Genomic DNA, 21,864 nt, shown 5'->3' with positions numbered 1-21,864 from the left:
GAAATGAAACTGTTTGCAATTGATATGGATGGAACGCTATTGAACGAGGAAGGAAAAATAAGCAAAGCCAACGCAGAGGCAATCCGCAAGGCACAGCAGCAAGGTGTTCAAGTGACGATTGCCACTGGCAGAGCCGCTTATGATGCCTGGACAAAGCTAGAGGAAGCAGAGCTGGTTACTCCCGTCATCGGGGCAAACGGCGCCACTGTGCACGATGTGCATCGGCGCCAGCTAACCTCTACTCCTATGGGCCGGAGCGAAACATTTGAAGTGCTGAGCTGGCTTGAGGGTAACGACTTCTACTATGAGGTCATGACAGACCGGGCTATTTATTCTCCACAAAAGGGGCATCAGCTACTTGCTGTTGAAATGGACCGCTTGCTGAGCGCCAACCCAGATATTTCGCTGGATACTTTATTACATGCAGCTGAAAAACAATATGAACAGACCGGGCATACCCGCATCGCTTCATATGAGCAGATTCCACTGGATGTAGAGATATATAATGTGCTCTGTTTCTCCTTTGATCATGCCAAATTGGAACGGGGGCGTAAACGTTACCGAGATTTTCAAGGTCTAAACATGGTCATCTCCTCAGATCGCAACTTTGAAGTCGAGCATAAGGATGCGTCTAAAGGTAATGCATTGCTTTATCTCGCGAATTATCTGAACATCCCAATGCAGGAAGCCGTAGCGATCGGTGACAGCTATAACGATATTTCCATGCTGACGACGGCCGGAAGAGGTATTGCCATGGGCAATGCAAATGACGACATTAAGGCTGTCTGCTCTGAAGTTACCCTGACCAATGTGGAAGATGGCGTTGCTCATGCTCTGTTGAACCTCCTCAACACCGTCGAGGCTGACACTGTAAAATAGAAGGGATTAGTTGCGTACTGCGTACAACTCAGGCTAACGCTGTTTCATGCTGTACGCAACATGTCCGTCTTACATATAACAATTCTTAAAAAGCAGATCTAGACGAAAAAGACGCTCGCAAGCATGGTTACCATGCATACGAGCGTCCTTTTCTGTTTGAAATACCAACGGAGAGAGAGGGATTCGAACCCTCGCACCGCTTACGCAGTCTAACCCCTTAGCAGAGGGTCCCCTTATAGCCACTTGGGTATCTCTCCATGGCTCCCCGAACAGGACTCGAACCTGTGACAACTCGATTAACAGTCGAGTGCTCTACCAACTGAGCTATCAGGGAATATTACTGTAGATTATCATACAGTATGGTTAATTTACCATGAATCAGGGGGCCTCGTCAAGTGCCAACAAGCGAAGTTTACCTCCACATTTCCCACAGCGATATCGCTGTGGATTCATTTTACGCTTACGCATATACTCCTGTTGACAGGAAACACACACAAGCTTGTAACGATAAGGCTGAGGCTTTCTTCCCACTCTTCCCGGTAGGGTCTGACAATGCCTGCTTCCTCCTACGCGAGCCAGCCATGCTTTGAAATCAGCATCACGATGCTGGTAGCCCATTCCGCGCAGATGTAGATGATAATGGCACAGCTCATGCTTTATAATTTTTTCCACCTCAGAACGCCCATAAGCTGCGAGTTGATGTGGATTAATTTCAATATGGTGACTTTTCATAAAATATCGACCGCCTGTAGAAGACAGGCGCGCATTAAAGGTGGCTTGATGTTGAAACGGCACGCCAAAGCTCTCCAGCGAGATGCGCTCTACCCATTCTTGAAGTTCTTTATTACTCATGGAAGGGTTCATTGAATTGCTCAGAGACTTGGACTCCATCCTTATGGTTTCCCTCCTTTGCTTCATACTGACAAGCATATTATAAAATGACGGCCGAAGTCTAACCCTGGTTCATAAGCACACTTTAGGTATCCACCCCATATGCTAAACATACAGATGTAACGCAGAGGAGGAGATCGGCTTGCCTCAATGGCTCAGCAACCAGCTCATGCGGGCCTTTTACAAGAAGGACCGACGCCAAATTAAACTGTTGAACGATTGTTGGTTTTTTTATCATAAAGCACCTGGTATAGAATTTGACGCCAACAACGGGTAGAAGCAGAAAAGTTCCAGAAATGAAAAACCGGAGTCTCCAATATGATTCGGAGATTCCGGCTTTTTTTACTCTCACAAAAGGTTATACAGCTTTATTTAAAGCACTATGCCTGTGACTGCGCATCTGCGGGAGGTTTCATAGTCAGACCTACCCTGCCTTTTTTCAAATCAACATTCAACACCCACACGGTTACGTTATCACCAACAGATACAACATCCATCGGATGCTTAACAAAACCACTGCGCAGCTGTGAAATATGAACCAACCCGTCACTTTTAATACCGATATCCACAAATGCACCGAAATCAATGACATTGCGGACCGTTCCCTGAAGTTCCATACCCGGTGCCAGATCCTCGATCTTCAACACATCCTTGCGGAATACAGGCAATGGCAACTCGTCGCGCGGGTCACGACCTGGTCGCTGGAGGCTGTCCAAAATATCCCGCAATGTTGGTACACCAACTTCCAGCTTCGCAGCCAGCTGATCAATATTAGACACATTCAGCGCTTCTGTTGCAACTTTCGAACCCAGATCATGGGCACTGATACCTAGCTCCGCCAACAGACGGTCTACGACAGCATACGATTCAGGGTGAATCGGTGTGCGATCCAGTGGATTTTCTCCACCCGGTATACGGATAAAGCCAACGGATTGCTCGTAGGTTTTTGCGCCAAGTCGCGGCACCTTCTGCAACTGACGACGGTTGCTGAATTTACCGTTTTCCTCACGATACTTCACGATGTTTTTAGCAATAGTAGCGTTGATCCCTGCTACGTAGGACAACAGCGCCGAGGAAGCCGTGTTCACATCCACACCGACGTGGTTAACAGCCGATTCCACAACGTCCTTCAAGCTCTCATCCAGATGTTTCTGCGACACATCATGCTGGTATTGACCTACACCAATGGCCTTCGGCTCAATTTTGACCAGCTCAGCCAGCGGGTCCTGCACACGACGCGCGATGGACGCCGCACTGCGCTCAGCTACGTCCAAATCAGGAAATTCTTCCTGTGCCAGCTTGGAGGCAGAGTATACGCTCGCACCTGCCTCATTGACGATCAGATACGCGAGGCTGTTGTCACCAATATCCGCGATAACTTCGGCTACGAATTGCTCTGTCTCGCGTGATGCGGTTCCGTTACCAATGACAATCAACTCGATGTCGTATTTAGCAATCAGCTGCTTGAACGTTTCGGCAGCCTCACGTTTCTTGTTGTTCGGCGGTGTTGGATATGTCACAGCCACTTCCAGCAGCTTGCCTGTGTCATCGACAACTGCCAGCTTGCAGCCTGTCCGATAGGCCGGATCGACTCCAAGCACACGACGCCCCTTGATCGGAGCCTGTAGCAACAGGCTGCGCAAATTGCCTGCAAAGATAGAGATGGCCTGCTGTTCGCCCTTCTCTGTCATTTCAGCGCGCACTTCACGTTCGATAGATGGCGCGATAAGTCTTTTATACGCATCCTCAATGACACTGCGTAGCAGGTCTTCCACCACAGACGATCCTTTAATCACTTGACCTGCCACATAATTGTAGATGGAATCCGGTGCTACCTCCAAACCAACCTTGAGAATGCCCTCCCGCTCTCCGCGATTAATCGCCAGAATACGGTGAGGTGGCATTTTCTTAGCCAGCTCACGATAGCTGTAGTAATTCTCATACACAGACTCTTGCTCGGTATCCTTCGCTTCAGAGGTCAGCATTCCATGATCCAGTGTATAACGGCGCACCCATTGGCGAATAGCCGCATCATCAGCTATATTTTCGGCCAAAATATCCATAGCTCCTTGGATAGCTGCCTCAGGGGTTTCGACTCCCAGCTCAGCATTCACATAGGATTCAGCTTCTTTCAAAACATCACCCTGCTTCGGCTGACCCCAAATCCAGATGGATAGCGGCTCCAACCCCCGTTCCTTTGCCACACTGGCGCGAGTCTTGCGCTTTTGCCGATATGGACGGTATAGATCTTCCACTTCCTGAAGTTTAACCGCAGAGGTGATAGCAGCCTGCAGCTCTTCAGTCAGCTTGCCCTGTTCATCAATAATGCGGATGACCTCTACCTTACGATCCTCCAGATTACGTAAATACAGCACACGATCTTCAATTTCACGCAGCTGATTTTCATCCAGCTCTCCTGTCATTTCCTTACGATAACGCGCGATAAAAGGAATTGTATTTCCTTCATCCAATAAACTGATCGTTGTCCGGATTTGCTTGAGTGCCAGCGACAGCTCTCTCGCCACTTGTTTGACAATCCGTTCTTGGCGTTCTGCTTCGTTCGGCTCCTGCCCAATTTCCGTCTTCATTTCCTCGTTAGACAAACCTATCCCTTCTTCCTCACAGCTCTTGTCATACATCATGTCTTTTATTATCACAAAAAATGATTCAAAGCGCCAGCAGGTGACGTAAAAGCAAGCCCTACCTGTATTTTTCTTCGGACATGCAAAAGGACAGCGCTAGAGCGCTGTCCTTTCCCGTTTCACTCGTCGTTCCATCATACTAAAAATCAATCAAACCGAGACTGATCTGTAGCGAATCGCTCACTTTGCGCATGGTTTCTTCATCCAAATGGGTGATTTTGTCGGTAAGCCTTTGCTTGTCGATCGTCCGGATTTGCTCCAGAAGAACAACAGAATCACGATCAAAGCCATGCGTCGCCGCGTCGATTTCCACGTGTGTAGGCAGCTTTGCCTTCTGAATCTGTGCTGTGATGGCTGCTACGATCACGGTAGGGCTAAACCGGTTGCCGATATCATTTTGAATGATCAGCACAGGTCTGACGCCACCTTGCTCGGAACCGACTACGGGTGAAAGGTCTGCAAAAAAAAACGTCGCCGCGCTTTACGATCAATATGGATTACACCCCGCTAACTGTACGGCCCAAGGTGCTGTTTGCATCTTCCTCCGCGTGAAAGGCTTCAGATGCCATGGTCAGGTTAATTTTAGCCATTTCCATGTATCCACGCTGCATAGCTTCACGAATGTAACGTTTTTTTACGTTCACCTACATAAAGCTTCATTGCCTGCCTGATAAATTCACTGCGGTTGGAATTCTCCATAGCTACGATCCCGTCCACTTCCTGCAAGAGATGATCTGGCAAACTGATCATTATTCTTTTGGTGTTCTGCAAATTGGCCAACTTCTCTTCCACCCCCAAAACCTTGTCGCCATTGTACCATTATAACGTTATTCCCGGTAATTTATTCAAACGGAATATAAGAGAATGTATATGATATGCGTATATCATCTATGCTGCATTCCATTATAAACTACGCAGTTCGTTTTCGTACAGGCGTTTGATCCCCGAAATACAAGTGTCAGCGGAGCCTAGTGCGTCTTTTGACAGTTATAGCGCTCTTTTCTTTCCTTTGTACATATTTCGGGACGTTCTACGAAAACTCCTGCTTTTATCCGGTAATTTGCGTTATGAAATTAATTCCAGCGGGTTGGAAGAAGCGAGTTCACCCGAACGACAGGAACATGATCTCGCATGTAAACACGCGGTACCCTGTCTGCGATCATGCAGATCACCTCGTAGTGGATTGTACCAAGCTTGGATGCCAGCTCATCCGCCGCAATGATTTCGCCGGACTGCTGGCCGATGAGAACAACCTCTTCGCCGGTTTGGATTTCTTCCGCATCCTCTGCGAAAGATTGTAAGGATACCATACACTGGTCCATGCAGATCGTACCGAGTACAGGGACGCGACGACCGCGTATCAACACTTCGACCTTCCCACTTAGCATGCGGGAGTATCCATCCGCATAACCAATTGGCAGTGTGCCGATCCGCTCTTCATCAGAGGTTACATACCGGGTGCCGTAGCTAACCCCCCAGCCGGGAGGAAGCGTCTTGGTATAAACCACCGCCGTCTTTAATGACAATACAGGCAACAGTTCAATGACTTGCCGGTTAACCTCATCAGACGGATACAGACCGTATATACTGATGCCAATCCGCACCATATTGGGGGAAAGGGAAGGGGTATCAATGGTGGCCGCGCTGTTGCCCGTATGTATAATGGGAATAGAAATACCTTGTTCCCTTAGCGCATCCGCCACGCCCCGAAACCGATCATATTGTAGCAGTGTATAGCTTTTATCTTCTTCATCCGCACGGGCAAAATGGGTGTACATGCCTTCCAGCAGCACCTGCTCTAATTCGTGAACCTGCCGGACAAAAGCCAAAGCCGTTTCTCCAGGCAGCAAACCGAGTCTTCCCATACCGCTGTCTATTTTGATGTGCACCTTCAGCTTGCGTTCGCTTCCTTGGCGATCCAATCTGCAGATACCCTCCAGCACTTCCTCACTAAACACAGTCAATGAGATATCATGCTCCCAAGCTGTTTGGACAGCTTCAGGTGAGGTATAGCCGAGTACAAGGATCGGCAGTCCAACCCCCGCATGACGAAGCTCCAGAGCCTCATCCAGAAAAGCGACGCTCAAATAATCCGCACCAAGGCGTTCCATTTCCTTTGAAATTTCTACGGCACCGTGACCGTAGGCATTAGCCTTGACACAGACCAGCATCAGCTTATCCGCAGGCAATGCCTTGCGAAAGGCCTCATAGTTGGCGCCAAGGTGATCCAGGTTGATTTCGGCCCGGGTCGATCTGTATTGTGCTTGCAAAATCCAGTCACCTTCTTCAATTGTTAGCCTGTAACGTAACCTTTTACCATTTTGGATATAGCAAAATCCTTGCTTCCAAAGGTTAATGGTAATGTTCAGAGACGTGGCTGTCAATGGCAGGGGGCTCTGCCAGCCTCCTCTACCATCTTTACAATAGAACAAGATATACAAGCGATGCACATCTTAGACTGCGAATGAACAAAAGACGGATACGGGCGGTAGCAGAGCATTTTACACTCTAGACCGTCTGCATCCGTCTATAAAATTTTATTTACCCGATTGTTCCTGTATAGAAGCGGCAATTTGTATCATTTCGCTCACAGGCAAGTCAGCACTGGTGATTCTGAACTCTATTCCATCATTCATCCAGGTCATCGTCTGCTGTTCACTTCCTGTCAGCACGGCAAAACTTCCTCCAATATCAACCAGTTCGCCTGCCGTCAATGCGACCGCCCGATCTTTTGGACGCGCCTCCACAATGGTATAGTTATACGTTCCGCTGTACCGCAGCATCACTGCATGTGTACCATTATCCTCCAGCTCCGGCGTATCCTTGATTTGTACTCCGGCTGGCGTGTAGGACGGTTCAATCAAGCCGAACTCACCCAACACAGCTTCTGCGGCATCCGTTCCCGCTGACGTTCCAGTTGCAGCATCCGCTGTGCCCGGTGTCTGTTGCTGCTCCTCTGCGTTAGCTGCTGCTTGCGGCTTGGACGTATCGCCAGTGACAGCTCCGTCGCTCTTTGCTTCACCAGACGGTTGCTGGACATCGCCCCCTACGGTTCCCTGCTCTTGTCCGGCTTCACTGGACGTCACGCCAGTCGTCCCTTCTAACGTACCGGTCGTATCAAGCGGACCGCTGGAATCCACTGCCCCTGAAGATGGCGATCCCTCGTTACCTGCATTCGTTTTTCCGGAAGCCATATTCCGCTCCATATCAAAGGAATCCTTGTCAAACTTCGTATCAAAAGCAAATTGATCGAATTTCAGATCGACAACCACCTTGGCATTCGCATCAGATACTTGTACCTGAGTAGGGGCATAGTTGTTTTTGGATAGCCAAATCTTTTGCCTTACCAGCGCATGGCTATTGTAGTTCGCGGCCACATCAAACACATAGGATTTATCGTCGGTAGCCAACTGACGGGAAGCATCACCGATAATGCTGCGAACCAGCGTCTCATATAAATATACCTGACCCTGATTGTTTGGCCAGTCGCTCTTGAAACGGAAGCTTTTGTTCAGGCTGGGGGTCAGTACAAATACACCCTCATCATTACGAAGCACAATTTGCGTAACATCTTTTTTCTCGTTCGTCATGGCAATTCGGTAATAGGACGGCTTGCGATAGGAAATATCCACCTTGTATTCCTGCGGCGTGTCGCCGGTATGCAGCGTCATCAAAGCTGTACCGTGGTAGCTGTTCAGGTCGCTCACCACGTCACTCAAATCTTTAACCACATCGTCTGCGCTCTTCTTGCCGCACCCGGCCAGCAGCAACGTTACACACATGACCATGGCAAGCATCCATGAAATCCGGCGCATGTCATCAACCCCTTCAGCACATGTTTTAAATGAATTAGTACATGTCTATGAAGGACTTGTTCGATTTATGCAGACTGGCATGACAAGCTTGAGCGTATCCTTGTGTCATGCTATAAAATCTTTTGGAGACTGATCATAAATTCATACAAGAAATAAACTGAAAAACCAATCAAAACCACACCGGCACAGATTGTAACCCACTTGATGGCGGTTCGGTTCATGGCTTTTCGTGTTGTCGCTACGAGGGTCATCAAACCTAAATCATGAATAAGAATACCAAACAAAATACCTAAGCCAACAATCAAAAATTGACTTGTATTTGACCGATCAAATGAACTTGCCAGCACAGTCCCAAAAACACTTACCCAGAACACTAAATTCCCTGGTGAAACAGCTACAAGCAGCCCATTTTTATAGGAAGAAAATAATGATTTCGTCTTTTTCTCTCCTTCTAGTGCAATATCATGATCCGCATTTTTAATGCTGTCGTACCCCACGTAGCACAGAAATATGGCTCCAACGAGCCACATGATCACCTGTACAACAGGTAAGGACAGAACAGAGGCCAGACCAAAATATAAACCAATGATTAATAACAAATCGATGGTCATCCCCCCCGAGCCCCACAATCCATCCATGCATAAATCCATTCTTTAGCCCTTGCTTCGTCATTTCAACCGTAATGGTACCTACAGGTAATGCTATGGAGAAACCTAGTAAAACATATGTAATAAACAATGCCATTTCAAAACCCCTTTCAAATGTATAAAAACGTTATTCTATATTATAAAAAATGACAAATCAATAAAATGTTGAAGCCTGTATGAGCTTAAAACACATGAGACTTATTTTGTACAAAATCGGATTCATTGACCAAGTTTGTCCATTGAGTATTGAGGTTCCAGCACTTATCATTGCTTTTGTGATAATAATTCTCATTCGCAAATTTATGAACTATCATATTATACGGAGGCTGCTATGACCAACAAAAAATCTACTCGACAATACACTGCTCTGATCTGTCTATTCTCTCTTATGGGGGCATTGCTGCTAGGATGCGGCGCATCTGATAAGCAGACTGCAAGCAGCAACACAACAGCATCTACAACCTCGGAAGCTGCCACAACTCGTGCCTACACAGACTATAAGGGTCATACAGTAAACATTCCCACGACTCCTGAGCGCATTGCTTACTTCGGAGAAAACTATGGGGATCTATTGGTTTTAGGCGTACAGGCTGTTGGTACATCGACTTCTATGATCGAGGGAAAGATATATGAGAAAAAAGTTCAGAATGTATCGGACCTAGGATTTCCCATTGATTTAGAAAAAACATTGGCTCTACAACCAGACCTAATCATCACCGCCGATACGGATGAAAAACAATACGCAGCGTTAACGAAAATTGCACCTACAATTATGTTCGATACCTTCGCTCCACTGAACGATCGTTTGCTACATCTCGGAGACATTGTGAACAAGAAAAAGGCTGCTGAGGACTGGCTTGCCCAATATAAAATCAAGGAAGCAGAGATGTGGACCAAACTTCATGCGCAAGGTGTTAAGTCGGGTGAAACAGCTTCGGTCTTTACCTACTATCCCGGTGATCGTTTGTTCGTCATGGCACGGACAGGCCTGTCACAGATATTATATGAAGAGAATGGTCTCAAGCCTACTCCTCTTATTCAGAAAGCGCTGGATGAGGACAAAGGATTCGTGCAATTATCACAGGAAGTAATCGGACAATACGCTGGAGATCGGATTTTCATACTAAGCACTCCAAGTTCAGAAGCCCAGCAATCCACCGAACAATTAATGAAAAGCAAGCTGTGGCTTCAGCTCCCTGCTGTCAAGCAGGGACATGTGTACATGCAGGACATTGGCAAAACCGAAAGTGATGCATCTACTCGGGAATGGTTGCTGGAGGAAATGCCCAAGCTCATAAAATAAGATTGGAGAAGCCTATCGTCCTTGTTGATAGGCTTCTTTTTTGTTGAACCTAAAGGAGGTATACTTATGCATATATGATAACCATTCTCAGTAAAAGGAGCTTTACACCGTGAATCAGCCTTCGTCGTCTGTAAATTCACCTCCACCCAACACACTGCTTTTTCATTTTAAAGGAATTGTGTTGGTTAGTGAGCCTACCGTTGGACAAATATCTCAATCAAATTCCGATCACTGTCTGCTTATGTTCATCGGCGGGGCTGGTAGGGTGGATGTGGGTCAAGAACAATATGTATTCCATTCAGGTCATGGGTATTGGTTAACTCCTGGCGAATCCTATCGCATCGCTCCCTTGGATGGAACTGTTCCTGAATACTACAAAATCACGTTCAAGGTCATTACCATGCCGTTGGAGCCACAATCGGACGCGACCTTGGTTGAAAACGCAACGGGCATGCCATCCATATATCACGGATCTGTCCTGCCAGACCCGCGTGAATACATCGTTTCCTCTTCCTTCAAGCCTATTCAGTTGGCCGAAGAGTTATTTTATAGCACCCAACAAACAATACAGCCTCATAGACAAACCACTGCATTGCGTCAGCAAATCATGTTTCAAGAGCTGCTCTTACTGTGGCAGGAAGCCCACGTCCCTATTAAGCATAACGAGGGCTTTAATCCGACATTGCCTGCATCGGTGGAAAGCACCCTTGCATATATGGAAAACCACTACGAAAAGCCTATTACCGTCAAGCAGCTTGCCGAACAGGCCAACGTTTCCATATGGCAATACTCCCAGCTGTTTCGCAAAATAACGGGCAAAAAGCCGTTGCATTACCTCACTGAGCTGCGCTTGAACCATGCCAAGCGGCTGCTGCTGGAATGCAAACGGCCTTTACGTGAAATTGCCCGTCAGGCGGGTTTCTCTGACGAATATTATTTTAATCGGCGTTTTAGGCAAATGACCGGGGTTCCACCGGGTAAATATGCGCTTTCCACTCCCGGTTCTGTGTGCGTTAAGGATTGGACTGGCCACCATATTCATATCCCTCGTCGAGCGAGCCGCATCATCTATCACGGAGAAACGATGGGCGATTTGCTCGCGTTAGGAGCCACAGCCATAGGCGGAAGCCTGCGGCTCAGTGAATACAGCGTCTATAAGCATCGTCTTGAGAACGTAACTGACGTGGGACTTCCGCTGGATACCCGCTTGACCAGCGCTCTTGATCCTGATCTGATTATCATCGCCAACTCGGATGAACAGGAATATGAGCGTATTGCAAGCATCGCGCCCACCGTCACCTTCAACTCCTTTGCCGCCCTGGAGGAACGACTGCGTACACTTGGCGCCTGGCTCGATAAGGAACAAGAGGCCGAACGCTGGTTAGCGACCTTCACCGCTCGTAATCTGGCGATGTGGCAGCAGCTCAGCACGCATATCACAGCCGGAGAAACCGCCTCTGTTTTTATCTACGACCATGGCGATCGGCTCTTTGTCATGGGCATGTCCGGATTCTCATCGGCCCTCTACCACCCGCACGGCTTCCAGCCTGTCGAGCCAATCCAAAAGATGCTTGATGAGGGACTGGGCTTCGCAGAAATTAATCCAAACGAATTGCCTGATTACGCTGGCGATCGCATATTTATGCTCGTCCCTACGGCACCAGACTCCAAGCATACGCTGGAATGCATGCTCAACAGCCCTCTCTGGCATAGCCTCCCTGCTGTGCGTCAAGGCCAGGTATATTTCGTAGAAGCAGACCGCTGGAACTGGAGCGATGCTATGACTCGGCAAAAGCTGCTCACTGCACTGCCCAAACTGCTCGTTCGTTGATGCTGAAATGCTGTTATTTTTCAAAAGCTACATGAGTCCTTGAATAGTCCCATCTGCCTCCAGCGACATATGCTCAGCTGCTGGAGATTTGGGCAATCCTGGCATCGTCATGGTATTACCTGTTTCCACGACTACAAAGCCTGCGCCTGCGGACAATGATACGCTGGACACGTGAATGGTGAACCCCTCCGGCGCACCTAGCAAGGAAGGTTGATCTGAGAAAGAATACGGCGTTTTGGCCATACATACAGGCAGTTGTCCAAAACCAAGCTGCTCCATACCAGCCAACGCCCGTTTGGCTGCAGGCGTGTAAGCCACCTCTGCCGCACCGTAAATCTCCTTGGCAATGACACTAATTTTCGCTTGCAAATCAAGCGTATGATCATATAGCGGCGCAAAATGGGCTTTATCCTTCTGAAGTAAGTTCAGCAGGCTTTGGGCCAATTTTTCTCCCCCTTGGCTTCCCTGCGCCCATACTTGTGAAAGCTCTGAGGGTACACCCAGCTTGCGGCATTCTGAGAAAATCAAATCCAACTCAGCTTCGCTATCTGTTACAAAATGGTTAATCGCCACCAAGACAGGCACACCAAACTTTTGCAAATTCCGTACATGCCGGCTCATATTGGCTAATCCGAGTTGCAATTGCTCCAGATTTTCCGCATCCAGCTCCTGTTTAGCTACACCGCCGTTATATTTCAGCGCTTTGGCGGTTACAACCAGCACAGCCGCATCCGGCTGCAAGCCGGACTGGCGGCACTTGATGTCAAAGAACTTTTCCGCTCCCAGCTCAGCCCCAAATCCCGCCTCTGTGACGACGACCTCTCCCAGCTTCAACGCCAGCTTTGTACCGATCAGACTGCTACATCCATGGGCAATATTAGCAAAAGGTCCACCATGCACAATAACCGGAGTGCCTTCCAACGTCTGCACTAGATTAGGCTTTAATGCTTCCCGAAGCAGCACAGCCATTCCTTCCACCGCGTGCAGATCCTCTGCTTTTACCGCTTCACCGGATTCGTTATATCCAATCACCATCCGACCCAACCGTACTTTAAGATCGTCCATATTTTCACTTAAGCATAGCACCGCCATGACTTCCGATGCCGAGGTAATCAGAAAGCCGCTTTCTCTTACCGCTCCATTCCCCGTTCCCAATCCAGTCACAATACTTCGCAAGCTCCGGTCATTCATATCGACAGCCCGTTTCCACACGATTCGGTCTGGCTTCAGCCGCAAAGCATTTCCATGGAACAAATGGTTATCAATCATCGCTGCCAGCAAATTATGTGCTGCCGAAATCGCATGTATATCCCCTGTAAAATGCAGATTAATGTCTTCCGCCGGAACAATCTGGGCCTGTCCTCCCCCGGTGGCTCCACCTTTCATCCCAAAGCAAGGTCCAAGGGACGGCTCACGCAGCGCAGCAACGGTTTTATGCCCCATCGCGTTGAGTGCCTGGGACAGCCCGATGGTTGTCAGCGTTTTTCCTTCTCCAGCCGGAGTGGGATTCATCGCTGTAACCAGCACCAGCTTTCCATTCGGGCGATCCTTCAGTTCCTCCCACAGAGATGGATTCAGCTTCGCTTTATATTTGCCATACGTCTCCAGATGCTCTTCTTCAATTCCTGCTTCTTTGGCTATATCAATAATCCTCTTCATCTTTCGTTATGTACCCCCCGTTTTATAAGTCTGACCCATGGTGTCGAACCCTTTATCATTTTATTCTACCAAAGTGTACGGTTTATTGCGCTATGATTCATTTCATCGCAAGCATGACTATCCTGTGAGTTATAAAAAAAGCATCCCCTGCCTGCATGAACTTTGAGGATACTCTTTTGGCATGTCCTAATCAGCAGAAATCCTTTAGAAATCAGGACAGCTTGGGACTACAAACCATCCATATGTAAGCAATTAAACTCTCAACTACTCTCCACTTTATAATGCTTTTCCAGCAGTTCTTTAAAAACGTCAATCGGGTACTTGTATTGATCCGTTTTGAACACAATCCGGTTATTCCACTGGTTCTTTTCCAGCTCGCACCCATGCTCCATGTCCAGTTCCTTCATAATAAATATAATCTCATCTAAGGTTACCATCACACTATGTCTATTCGTCGTAGTCGCCAGCATCTGCTCGCCTTCCTGTATGTATGCCTTAACGATCTGTTCATCAAACCCTTCGCTGATCATTAATTCCTTCAAGGTTTGTACAAAAAGAGACGGCAGGTTTTTGTACTGCGATTTTTTAATCCCAAACAGCGTGACGCTTAAGCGGGAAATATCATGCATAAACACAATATTTTTTCTCCGGTTCAGTAAAAACAAGCTGGCATGCCAACTATTCAAAGGCGGATAAATATCAACTTGAAGTGGTTCAGTCTCCCATTCCTTCAGCAGTTTTTGGGTTCCCCGTATAACAAACATCATTGCTCTCCTTTATTGACGGTTCTGTACCGTAGCTCGTGATCTGACATCCCTAATCTCTCACACTAGGCTTGCCCCGGAAATTATAACACCGTATTCCAAACATCGGATTATAGACTATTTCAGTATAGAATAGGGGAATGATTAATTACCTGACACTGTTGAACGTAGCTCCTTCGGGACAATCCAGGGCATTTTCGTTTTCTTAGTGGATATTTTTTATGGAAATCCCCTTCACCGCTCTATATAATTCAGGTACAGTTCGTCACACGAGCTTAATCTAAAAATTAGGGGTGTTCCACACCTATGTCACAGCATATTTTACTTATTGAAGACGATCTATCCATTGCTGAAATGCTGCTCAAAGCACTCACCAAGGAGGGCTACAATTTAACCACCGCCTATGACGGAGAAGAAGGACTTAATACCTTTGAACGGCATAACTATGACCTCGTACTCGTGGATCTGATGATGCCAAAGGTTGATGGTATGGAGGTAATCCGCCGAATTCGTACCCGCAGCGCCGTGCCGATTTTGATTATGTCGGCTAAGGACAGTGATGTGGATAAAGCGCTTGGACTGGGCTTCGGGGCAGATGATTATGTTGCCAAACCTTTTTCGATGCTTGAGATGACGGCGCGTATTCAATCCGCAATCCGCAGATCGACTACCTATGCTCGTCTGCAACAGCAGGAGGAACAGCCGCAAGCACAAGTGTTGACCTATGGAAATTTGCGCATTGATTTTGATCATTTTACAGTCATACGCGATGGAAATGAAATTCAGCTAACAGCCAAAGAATCCGATATTCTGAAGCTGTTTGCATCCAATCCGAACCGGGTTTTTACGAAAGCTCAATTATACGGATTTATTTGGAAAGACGATTATATGGGTGATGAGAATGTGATTAACGTCCATATTCGCCGCCTACGTGAGAAAATTGAAGAAGATCCCTCTCACCCTGTCCACATTAAGACGCTGTGGGGCATCGGCTACAAATGGGAGAATGGTTGATATGAGCATCGAAATCATTTTCGAATGGATTGTCGTCCTCATGATGTCCGTCGTTATCATATGGCTTTGGCGGGAACGTGTAGCCTATAAGCGCAAAATCAAGAATGTCCGAACCCTACTTGAGCGGATCGTGACCGTGAATCATGCGGAAAAGCTGCTATATGTCACAGGTGACGTTGAACTGCAGCGACTCATGACGGAGATCAACCGGCTACTAGACTTAAATTTGAGGGTATCAGCCGATTACAACCGGAGCCAAATCGCTATGCGCAAAATGATTTCAAATATTTCTCACGATCTCAAGACCCCGCTTACCGTTGTGCTTGGTTATGCCGAGATGCTGGATGGCGATCCAGATATTTCGTCAGAAGAACGTATAAAGCTGCTATCCAGAATTCATCAAAAGACAAGCGAAGCGATTGAGCTGATCGGAAGTTTTTTTAGTTTGGCGAAGCTGGAAGCCAACGATACGGATATTCCACTGACCCGACTGGAGATAGGAGAACTGTGCAGACGCAGCATTTTGGAGTTTTATGATCTGCTGACGGCTCAGGGTTTTACGGTACATATTGACATTCCGGAGCATCCCATTTATGCCTTGGGGAACGAAGGAGCCATTGGGCGGGTGCTGAGCAATCTGATTTCAAATGCCATTCGCTACGGGGCAGAGGGTCGAACGCTAGGCCTGACGCTGTCAGAACAGCAGGATACAGTGCGTATAGAAGTGTGGGATCGTGGAAAAGGCATACAGGAGCCGGAGCAGGATAAGGTTTTTGAACGCATGTACACACTTGAGGATTCCCGTAATAAGGCGGTACAGGGCAGTGGACTGGGTCTTACGATTGCCAAGCGCCTGGTTGAATGCATGAATGGAGAGATGCAATTGACCAGCAAACCTTATGAGCAGACCGTCTTCTCTTTTACCTTGAAGAAGATCAACTATTAAGCGAGCTGCTCAACTTAATAAATTTGTAAGGATTACGAAAGAAAAATGAACATTTCGCCCTTTATTCTTGAATTATCAACAGCACACGAAGGGAGAACACCCATGACTTACATATTACGTACACATCAGCTGACCAAAGCCATGAAGGGCAATGAAATTGTAGCAGGGGTCAGTATGAATGTGCGCAAGGGGGAAACCTATGGCTTTCTCGGTCCCAATGGGGCGGGCAAGACAACGATCATGAAAATGATTACCAACCTGCTCAAGCCGACATCGGGTGAGATTGAACTGTTCGGTGAAAAGCTAACGCCAAACTCTTATCATCTGCTCGGACGGATGGGTTCGATTATTGAATACCCAATTTTTTATGATAGACTGACGGCTCAGCAAAATCTCGAACTTCATTGTGAATACATGGGCTATTATAATAAACAGGCTGTCCGGGATGCGCTAGAATTAGTGAACTTGCGGAATGCGAGTGACAAGCCAGTAAAAGACTTTTCACTAGGAATGAAGCAGCGTCTCGGGATTGCCCGGGCCATTGCGACCAAGCCAGAGCTACTCATTTTGGATGAACCAATTAATGGTCTGGACCCAGTGGGAATTAAGGAAATTCGGCAGTTATTCCACATGTTATGCAAGGAATATGGGATGACGCTGCTCGTATCCAGTCATATTTTAGCGGAAATAGAGCAGATTGCGGATACAATAGGCGTGATTAATCACGGACGGCTGATTGAGGAAGTTTCGATGGAACAGGTACGGGATACCAATACAGAATACATCGAATTTACGACCAACGATTGTAAAAAAGCGGCCTACGTCCTCTCCCATCATCTGAGTCTGAATAATATAAAGGTACTCAATGAACAGAGTATACGTATTTACGATATGAGTGTACCGCAGAAGCAAATTACGAAAACGCTCATTTTAAATGATGTAGAAGTCGATTCCATTCATCAGAAAAGCAGTACGCTGGAAGACTACTTTTTACGTCTGTTACATGGAGGTGAGCCCCATGCTTAGATTAATACAGTTGGAGATGAAAAAGCTTCATCTGGCGGGTTATATCCGTTCAGCACTGATCGCCAACGCCTGTATTTTGGGGTTGCTCTGTATTATTGCGCTGGATAGCCAAAATGAAGGAGTACCCGAATTTACACAGTACGCTCAGCTTCTTGATCTCATGGACAATATGGTGAGAGCCACATTTATTGTATTTGCCTCCGTTCTGCTATGCCGTTTTATTGTAGGAGAATTTAAGTCCAAATCGATTACAATCTTGTTCATGTATCCGATTCATCGTCAAAAGCTGATGATCGCCAAACTCTTGATTGTGCTGCTGTTTACGTTCTTGTCTGTTGTTATATCGGAAATCATCATTACGGCTGCGATTCATTTGCTCAACCAGTTTGTCATGATTGTACCGGATAAGCTTACTCTTTCCATACTGGCCGAACAATCCGCGCGGACGCTAATCAATGCCGTGGCCGCCAGCTTTATGGGATTGGTTCCGCTGTATATGGGAATGCGAAGATACTCAGTACCCACGACTATTGTGACCTCAATTCTGGTTGTAGCCTTGCTTTTCTCCAATAATAACGGCGCTACACTTAGTTCCATTGCCCCCGTGCAAATCAGCTTCTCTGTGCTGGGAATGATTGTGGCTTATGCGGCAATTCGGCGCATTGAGTATAAGGATATTGCTTAGTAATATAGATTTTAGTGAAACGCTTTCAAAAAAAGATGAAAATCCTTGTTAGATATACACACATTTTTCACTGGACTTCATTCTAAAACAGGTATATCCTATAGGAGAAATTAAAAAACGGAATAAGGATCTTCGGGGTAGGGTGAGATTCCCAACCGGCGGTATGGCTCATGGAGCTAAGCCCGCGACTCTGTATCTGGCAACAGGATACGGACTGATTTGGTGAGATGCCAAAGCCGACGGTAAAGTCCGGATGGAAGAAGATCGAAGTATGAACATGCCGCAAAGTGAATGAATGCTGCGCTATAGTTTTTGCAGTAACTTCATTTAACTTGTATCAAACGGCAAGTTTATTTGATCAACCCCCGTCTTGCATGGCTTTCGCCATGGACGGGGGTTTTTGTGCCACCGGTCCTGTATTCGCAAGGAGCTAAATAAGTATGAGTCAATCATCAACTGTACTATCATCCAAAGGTTTTGATCGTAGCTCCCACATGAAAAGCGGTTTTTGGCTAGTCGCGATCGGAGCGGCCTTGTGGGGTGCAGACCCGCTGTTTCGTATTATTTTGTTAAAGTCATTCACCTCAGCACAAATCGTACTGATGGAGCATGTGCTGCTCTTTATCGCTCTGACGCCGATGCTGTGGAAGCATCGCGAGGAGCTCAAAACGATACGATTTCGTCAGGTTTTCGCTATTTTGTTCGTCTCGTGGGGCGGCTCGGCACTGGCCAGTGTGATTTTCACCATGGCACTCAGCAACGGTGATCTGAATGCAGTTCTTTTGCTCCAGAAGCTTCAGCCTTTGGTCGCCATTATTCTGGCCCGCGTTATATTGAAGGAAATGCTACCGCGTCATTTTGGAATATTAATTGTCATCGCTCTGTTCGGAACGTATCTTCTAACCTTCGGTTGGTCGCTTCCCTTTGGGCATGTTCATGATTTTGTTCACATTGGTAGTCTGCTCGCACTAGGTGCAGCGGTTCTGTGGGGCGGTTCGACCGTTATGGGTAGCTACTTGCTTCGTTCGATGAAATATGAGACAGTAACCTCCCTCCGCTTCATGGTGGCGCTCCCTCTGCTCATTGTTCTCACCTCGGTGGAGCATGCTCCGTGGAATATGCCTACAGGTACATGGGCGGGCGCAGCTGTAATGATCAACTTGCTGCTGCAAGCATTGCTTCCGGGTCTTCTCAGTTTATTACTGTATTACAAAGGCTTAAGTACAACCAAAGCTTCTTATGCTACGATGGCAGAATTGAGCTTCCCCATGGTTGGTGTCGTAATTAACTGGATCGCTTTCCAGCAAATCGTTACCGTAGCGCAATTGACTGGTTTTATGCTGATCTGGATTACACTCTTTATGATTTCTCGTCAGCAGAAAAATTAATAGCTTAATCTTCTTTCATGCTCATCCAAGCCAAATCGTGAAGATGCTTTTGCATCTCTGATTTGGCTTTTTATGTATTCATATTCATATTAACATTAGTTCCTAAGACCTATTTTTTCAAAAAAAAGTGTACTATTCCTTGTTTTTAAAGATTACATCTATAAAATTAGTCGATTTATGTCGAATAAAACTATGTAGTGATCATCTGACACAGAGGAGAAAAAACTATGACTAAAGCAAAACAAACAGTTCCGTGGTGGAACAGGTTTCTCAAGCAGTTTTATTTAATGAGGACAAAATTAATAATATCTTTTTTGGCTGTGTTATTGATTCCAAGCGTACTTATTGGATACTTTTCTTACCAGGGGGCCACGACACAGCTCAGTCAGCAGATGGCTGCTTCCGTAAACACGAATCTGTATCTGATCCGAAGCAATGTTAATCAGTATGTAGCACCGATTATAAAAGACGTAGACGTGCTTACCAGTGAGATCGAATCTGATTCCATTGGTTCCAACCAAGAAGCACTTCAGAAAAAGTTGGACGTCATCGTCAAAGCTCATCCTGAGTTAGATGCCGCGCTCCTTGGCAATATGGAAGGACAATATATCCGTTCTCCGATAAAAAAGGAGGCTGATTATGATCCTAGGGAGAGAAAATGGTACAAAAACGCAATGCTACATAAGGGCAAGGTATTCGTCGGCGTTCCAGTTGCCAGCGTTACGACAGGAAACTTAGTGGTTAATGTATCGGCAACGCTCAAGGACGGTGAAGGAGCTGTTGCATTGGCTTTGAATCTGGACAAGATGGGTGAAAGTCTCCAATCTGTGAAGATAGGTGAACGCGGAGGACTCATCATTGTTGATTCTGATCATAAAGTTGTATCTGGGACTGGAACAGCCTTTACCAAGACAGGCAAAAAACCGGCTGACACCATGGAGGGCCTTCCCGAAGTGGCGGCAACCGGTGAAAATGATACTCCTTCCGTGTCGCAAATTCAATTTATGAATCGGGACGTACTGGCCTTTACACTTAAGGACCCTCTCACTGGCTGGAACATTGTTGCACTATCGGATCTGGAGGATTACAGTGATGCAGCCCAACCGATTCTGAAGCAAAGCCTGATTGTAATTGTTATTTCCATACTGGCCGCTGCGATCATCATAGTGCTTATGGTCCGCTCATTCCTGATCCCACTCAAAAAGCTGCAAGCAGGAACACGGATCGTCCGTGATGGAAATCTGACCGAACGTGTTAATCTGTCTAGAAAGGACGAGTTCGGCGAGCTGGCACAGAATTTTGACCAGATGACGCATTCCTTGCATTCAATGGTCTCCGAAGTCAACCAAACCTCCTCCCGTCTTGCTTCCTCTTCCCTGATAATCAAGGAGAGCACAGAGCAAACGACGGAGTCCGTACAACACGTAGCGGAAACAGTTATGGAATCCGCGGAAAATGCAGTGACCAGCGCCGAGGCATCCGAGCAAACCGCCAATGCTGTTGAAGAAATGGCGAAGGGTGTCAGCACGATTGCCGAATCGGCAAGCTCCATCGTGGATTCAGCAGGACAAACCGAGCAGGACGTAGCTCAAGGCAGTCAAATGATCAGCCATGTGCGGACACAAATGGACCGCATTTTGGAAGCTGTAAGCCAAACGGCTAGCCTGATGGATGAGCTATCCCAGCTCTCGGACGATGCGAAGCAAATGAATGCGGCTATAGCTGCCATTGCCAAGCAAACTAACTTATTGTCCCTGAACGCATCTATTGAAGCCTCCAGAGCAGGCGAAGCTGGACGTGGATTTGCTGTAGTCGCTATAGAGGTACGCAAGCTGTCGGAACAGTCCAAGGAAAGCGCCGATTCCATCAGTCAGATCATTACGCAGATGCTCGATTTGATTCAACGCTCTACCGCTACGATGAACGGTAATGTTCGTAATCAGGTAGGTGAAGGATTACGAATCAGCCAAGATGCAGAAGGTGCTTTTACGAATATTGAACGCTCTACTTCTCATATCGTGGAACAAATTCAAAGTGTGTCCGCTGCTGCTGAACAAATCTCAGCCAGTACAGAGGAAGTTTCCGCCACTGTCACCCATTTGGCAAGCCTATCCCGCAATTCGGCGGACAGTTCGCAGACAACCTCTGCTGCCGCTCAAGAGCAAATGGCAGCCATGGAGGAAATCGCCTCTTCCTCACAGGAGTTGTCCAACATGGCACAGGATCTGCAAGAGCTTGTTAAGCGATTTAAGATTTAGCTTCCACAGCTATTATTGAAATTTTCACCAACGAAAGCTCAGCAGTACTGTATCTGTTTACTAACAAAAGCCTTCGCCCGCATACAAAATACGGGCGAAGGCTTTTTCGTTGATTC

16 protein-coding genes, 2 tRNA genes, 3 pseudogenes and 1 riboswitch are annotated in these 21,864 nt (G+C 46.9%); of the genes and pseudogenes, 10 read left to right on the top strand and 11 right to left on the bottom strand.

What is annotated here, in order from left to right; translation table 11 throughout:
• Positions 1-3: 3 nt before the first annotated feature.
• The gene (locus C400_RS0107485; RefSeq protein WP_017426527.1) at positions 4-879 is read left to right on the top strand and encodes a Cof-type HAD-IIB family hydrolase; all 876 of its coding nucleotides are present in this window, start codon (positions 4-6) and stop codon (positions 877-879) included.
• A 168-nt stretch (positions 880-1,047) separates the two neighbouring features.
• Here the strand turns inward: C400_RS0107485 and C400_RS0107480 are convergent.
• The 3 genes from C400_RS0107480 to C400_RS0107470 all read right to left on the bottom strand — a co-directional run bounded on the left by C400_RS0107480 (position 1,048) and on the right by C400_RS0107470 (position 1,770).
• Positions 1,048-1,136: transfer RNA gene (locus C400_RS0107480), tRNA-Ser, on the bottom strand.
• Between the two features lies 1 nt (position 1,137).
• A tRNA-Asn gene (locus C400_RS0107475) sits at positions 1,138-1,213 on the bottom strand.
• 44 nt (positions 1,214-1,257) lie between these two features.
• The gene (locus C400_RS0107470) at positions 1,258-1,770 is read right to left on the bottom strand and encodes a SprT family protein (RefSeq protein WP_016821162.1); all 513 of its coding nucleotides are present in this window, start codon (positions 1,768-1,770) and stop codon (positions 1,258-1,260) included.
• A 142-nt stretch (positions 1,771-1,912) separates the two neighbouring features.
• Between C400_RS0107470 and cmpA the strand changes: the two genes are divergently transcribed.
• Positions 1,913-2,047 (top strand): cortex morphogenetic protein CmpA, encoded by a 135-nt coding sequence (gene cmpA, locus C400_RS26640; protein WP_016821163.1) that lies wholly within the window; start codon positions 1,913-1,915, stop codon positions 2,045-2,047.
• 103 nt (positions 2,048-2,150) lie between these two features.
• Here the strand turns inward: cmpA and C400_RS0107460 are convergent, their stop codons facing one another.
• The 6 genes and pseudogenes from C400_RS0107460 to C400_RS0107435 form a co-directional block, all read right to left on the bottom strand.
• A complete protein-coding gene (locus C400_RS0107460; protein ID WP_017426526.1) occupies positions 2,151-4,373 on the bottom strand; it encodes a Tex family protein in 2,223 nt (740 codons plus the stop codon).
• A gap of 178 nt (positions 4,374-4,551) precedes the next feature.
• A pseudogene (locus C400_RS0107455) lies at positions 4,552-4,903 on the bottom strand (type II toxin-antitoxin system PemK/MazF family toxin).
• Positions 4,904-4,909: 6 nt separating this feature from the next.
• Positions 4,910-5,192 (bottom strand): annotated as a pseudogene (locus tag C400_RS0107450) (CopG family ribbon-helix-helix protein).
• A gap of 293 nt (positions 5,193-5,485) precedes the next feature.
• A complete protein-coding gene (gene alr, locus C400_RS0107445) occupies positions 5,486-6,682 on the bottom strand; it encodes an alanine racemase (RefSeq protein ID WP_026065391.1) in 1,197 nt (398 codons plus the stop codon).
• A 267-nt stretch (positions 6,683-6,949) separates the two neighbouring features.
• Positions 6,950-8,227 carry an outer membrane lipoprotein-sorting protein gene (locus C400_RS0107440; protein WP_017426524.1) on the bottom strand — a complete coding sequence of 426 codons (1,278 nt, stop codon included), beginning with the start codon at positions 8,225-8,227 and terminating at the stop codon, positions 6,950-6,952.
• 110 nt (positions 8,228-8,337) lie between these two features.
• A pseudogene (locus C400_RS0107435) lies at positions 8,338-8,971 on the bottom strand (LysE family translocator).
• Positions 8,972-9,205: 234 nt separating this feature from the next.
• Here C400_RS0107435 and C400_RS0107430 point away from each other — a divergent pair.
• The gene (locus C400_RS0107430; protein ID WP_017426523.1) at positions 9,206-10,177 is read left to right on the top strand and encodes an ABC transporter substrate-binding protein; all 972 of its coding nucleotides are present in this window, start codon (positions 9,206-9,208) and stop codon (positions 10,175-10,177) included.
• Positions 10,178-10,286: 109 nt separating this feature from the next.
• Positions 10,287-12,008 carry an ABC transporter substrate-binding protein gene (locus C400_RS0107425; RefSeq protein ID WP_017426522.1) on the top strand — a complete coding sequence of 574 codons (1,722 nt, stop codon included), beginning with the start codon at positions 10,287-10,289 and terminating at the stop codon, positions 12,006-12,008.
• A gap of 27 nt (positions 12,009-12,035) precedes the next feature.
• Here C400_RS0107425 and C400_RS0107420 read toward each other — a convergent pair whose 3' ends face one another.
• The gene (locus tag C400_RS0107420) at positions 12,036-13,667 is read right to left on the bottom strand and encodes a formate--tetrahydrofolate ligase (RefSeq protein ID WP_017426521.1); all 1,632 of its coding nucleotides are present in this window, start codon (positions 13,665-13,667) and stop codon (positions 12,036-12,038) included.
• A 260-nt stretch (positions 13,668-13,927) separates the two neighbouring features.
• Positions 13,928-14,431 (bottom strand): DUF6933 domain-containing protein, encoded by a 504-nt coding sequence (locus tag C400_RS0107415; RefSeq protein WP_017426520.1) that lies wholly within the window; start codon positions 14,429-14,431, stop codon positions 13,928-13,930.
• Positions 14,432-14,737: 306 nt separating this feature from the next.
• On the opposite strand from C400_RS0107415, the gene C400_RS0107410 reads away from it, so the two are divergent.
• From C400_RS0107410 to C400_RS0107385, 6 genes are all read left to right on the top strand, one after another.
• Positions 14,738-15,445 (top strand): response regulator transcription factor, encoded by a 708-nt coding sequence (locus tag C400_RS0107410; RefSeq protein WP_017426519.1) that lies wholly within the window; start codon positions 14,738-14,740, stop codon positions 15,443-15,445.
• Between the two features lies 1 nt (position 15,446).
• Complete coding sequence (locus C400_RS0107405) at positions 15,447-16,391, top strand: sensor histidine kinase (protein ID WP_017426518.1); 945 nt, start codon at positions 15,447-15,449, stop codon at positions 16,389-16,391.
• 102 nt (positions 16,392-16,493) lie between these two features.
• Positions 16,494-17,417, top strand: coding sequence for an ABC transporter ATP-binding protein (locus tag C400_RS0107400; RefSeq protein WP_016821174.1), 924 nt, complete (start codon positions 16,494-16,496; stop codon positions 17,415-17,417).
• Positions 17,410-18,102, top strand: coding sequence for an ABC transporter permease (locus C400_RS0107395; RefSeq protein ID WP_016821175.1), 693 nt, complete (start codon positions 17,410-17,412; stop codon positions 18,100-18,102). Before C400_RS0107400 ends, C400_RS0107395 begins: the two co-directional genes overlap by 8 nt.
• 124 nt (positions 18,103-18,226) lie before the next feature.
• Positions 18,227-18,371, top strand: a riboswitch (FMN riboswitch).
• Between the two features lie 171 nt (positions 18,372-18,542).
• The gene (locus tag C400_RS0107390; protein ID WP_016821176.1) at positions 18,543-19,490 is read left to right on the top strand and encodes a DMT family transporter; all 948 of its coding nucleotides are present in this window, start codon (positions 18,543-18,545) and stop codon (positions 19,488-19,490) included.
• A gap of 227 nt (positions 19,491-19,717) precedes the next feature.
• Positions 19,718-21,748, top strand: a complete 2,031-nt coding sequence (locus C400_RS0107385; RefSeq protein WP_017426517.1) for a methyl-accepting chemotaxis protein — start codon at positions 19,718-19,720, stop codon at positions 21,746-21,748.
• Positions 21,749-21,864: the final 116 nt, after the last annotated feature.

The sequence above is a fragment of the Paenibacillus sp. ICGEB2008 genome (assembly GCF_000307675.1).
GTDB lineage: Bacteria > Bacillota > Bacilli > Paenibacillales > Paenibacillaceae > Paenibacillus > Paenibacillus polymyxa.
The sequence above is the reverse complement of the archived record's forward strand: the minus strand, read 5'-3'. Positions and strand labels throughout refer to the sequence as shown.

What these genes read in the sequence shown, in the direction of transcription:
- C400_RS0107485 (WP_017426527.1), top strand. Translation starts at nt 4, where the DNA reads ATGAAACTGTTTGCAATTGATATGGATGGAACGCTATTGAACGAGGAA.
- C400_RS0107470 (WP_016821162.1), bottom strand. Translation starts at nt 1,770, where the DNA reads ATGGAGTCCAAGTCTCTGAGCAATTCAATGAACCCTTCCATGAGTAAT.
- C400_RS0107440 (WP_017426524.1), bottom strand. Translation starts at nt 8,227, where the DNA reads ATGCGCCGGATTTCATGGATGCTTGCCATGGTCATGTGTGTAACGTTG.
- C400_RS0107430 (WP_017426523.1), top strand. Translation starts at nt 9,206, where the DNA reads ATGACCAACAAAAAATCTACTCGACAATACACTGCTCTGATCTGTCTA.
- C400_RS0107420 (WP_017426521.1), bottom strand. Translation starts at nt 13,667, where the DNA reads ATGAAGAGGATTATTGATATAGCCAAAGAAGCAGGAATTGAAGAAGAG.
- C400_RS0107415 (WP_017426520.1), bottom strand. Translation starts at nt 14,431, where the DNA reads ATGTTTGTTATACGGGGAACCCAAAAACTGCTGAAGGAATGGGAGACT.
- C400_RS0107410 (WP_017426519.1), top strand. Translation starts at nt 14,738, where the DNA reads ATGTCACAGCATATTTTACTTATTGAAGACGATCTATCCATTGCTGAA.
- C400_RS0107405 (WP_017426518.1), top strand. Translation starts at nt 15,447, where the DNA reads ATGAGCATCGAAATCATTTTCGAATGGATTGTCGTCCTCATGATGTCC.
- C400_RS0107400 (WP_016821174.1), top strand. Translation starts at nt 16,494, where the DNA reads ATGACTTACATATTACGTACACATCAGCTGACCAAAGCCATGAAGGGC.
- C400_RS0107395 (WP_016821175.1), top strand. Translation starts at nt 17,410, where the DNA reads ATGCTTAGATTAATACAGTTGGAGATGAAAAAGCTTCATCTGGCGGGT.
- C400_RS0107390 (WP_016821176.1), top strand. Translation starts at nt 18,543, where the DNA reads ATGAGTCAATCATCAACTGTACTATCATCCAAAGGTTTTGATCGTAGC.
- C400_RS0107385 (WP_017426517.1), top strand. Translation starts at nt 19,718, where the DNA reads ATGACTAAAGCAAAACAAACAGTTCCGTGGTGGAACAGGTTTCTCAAG.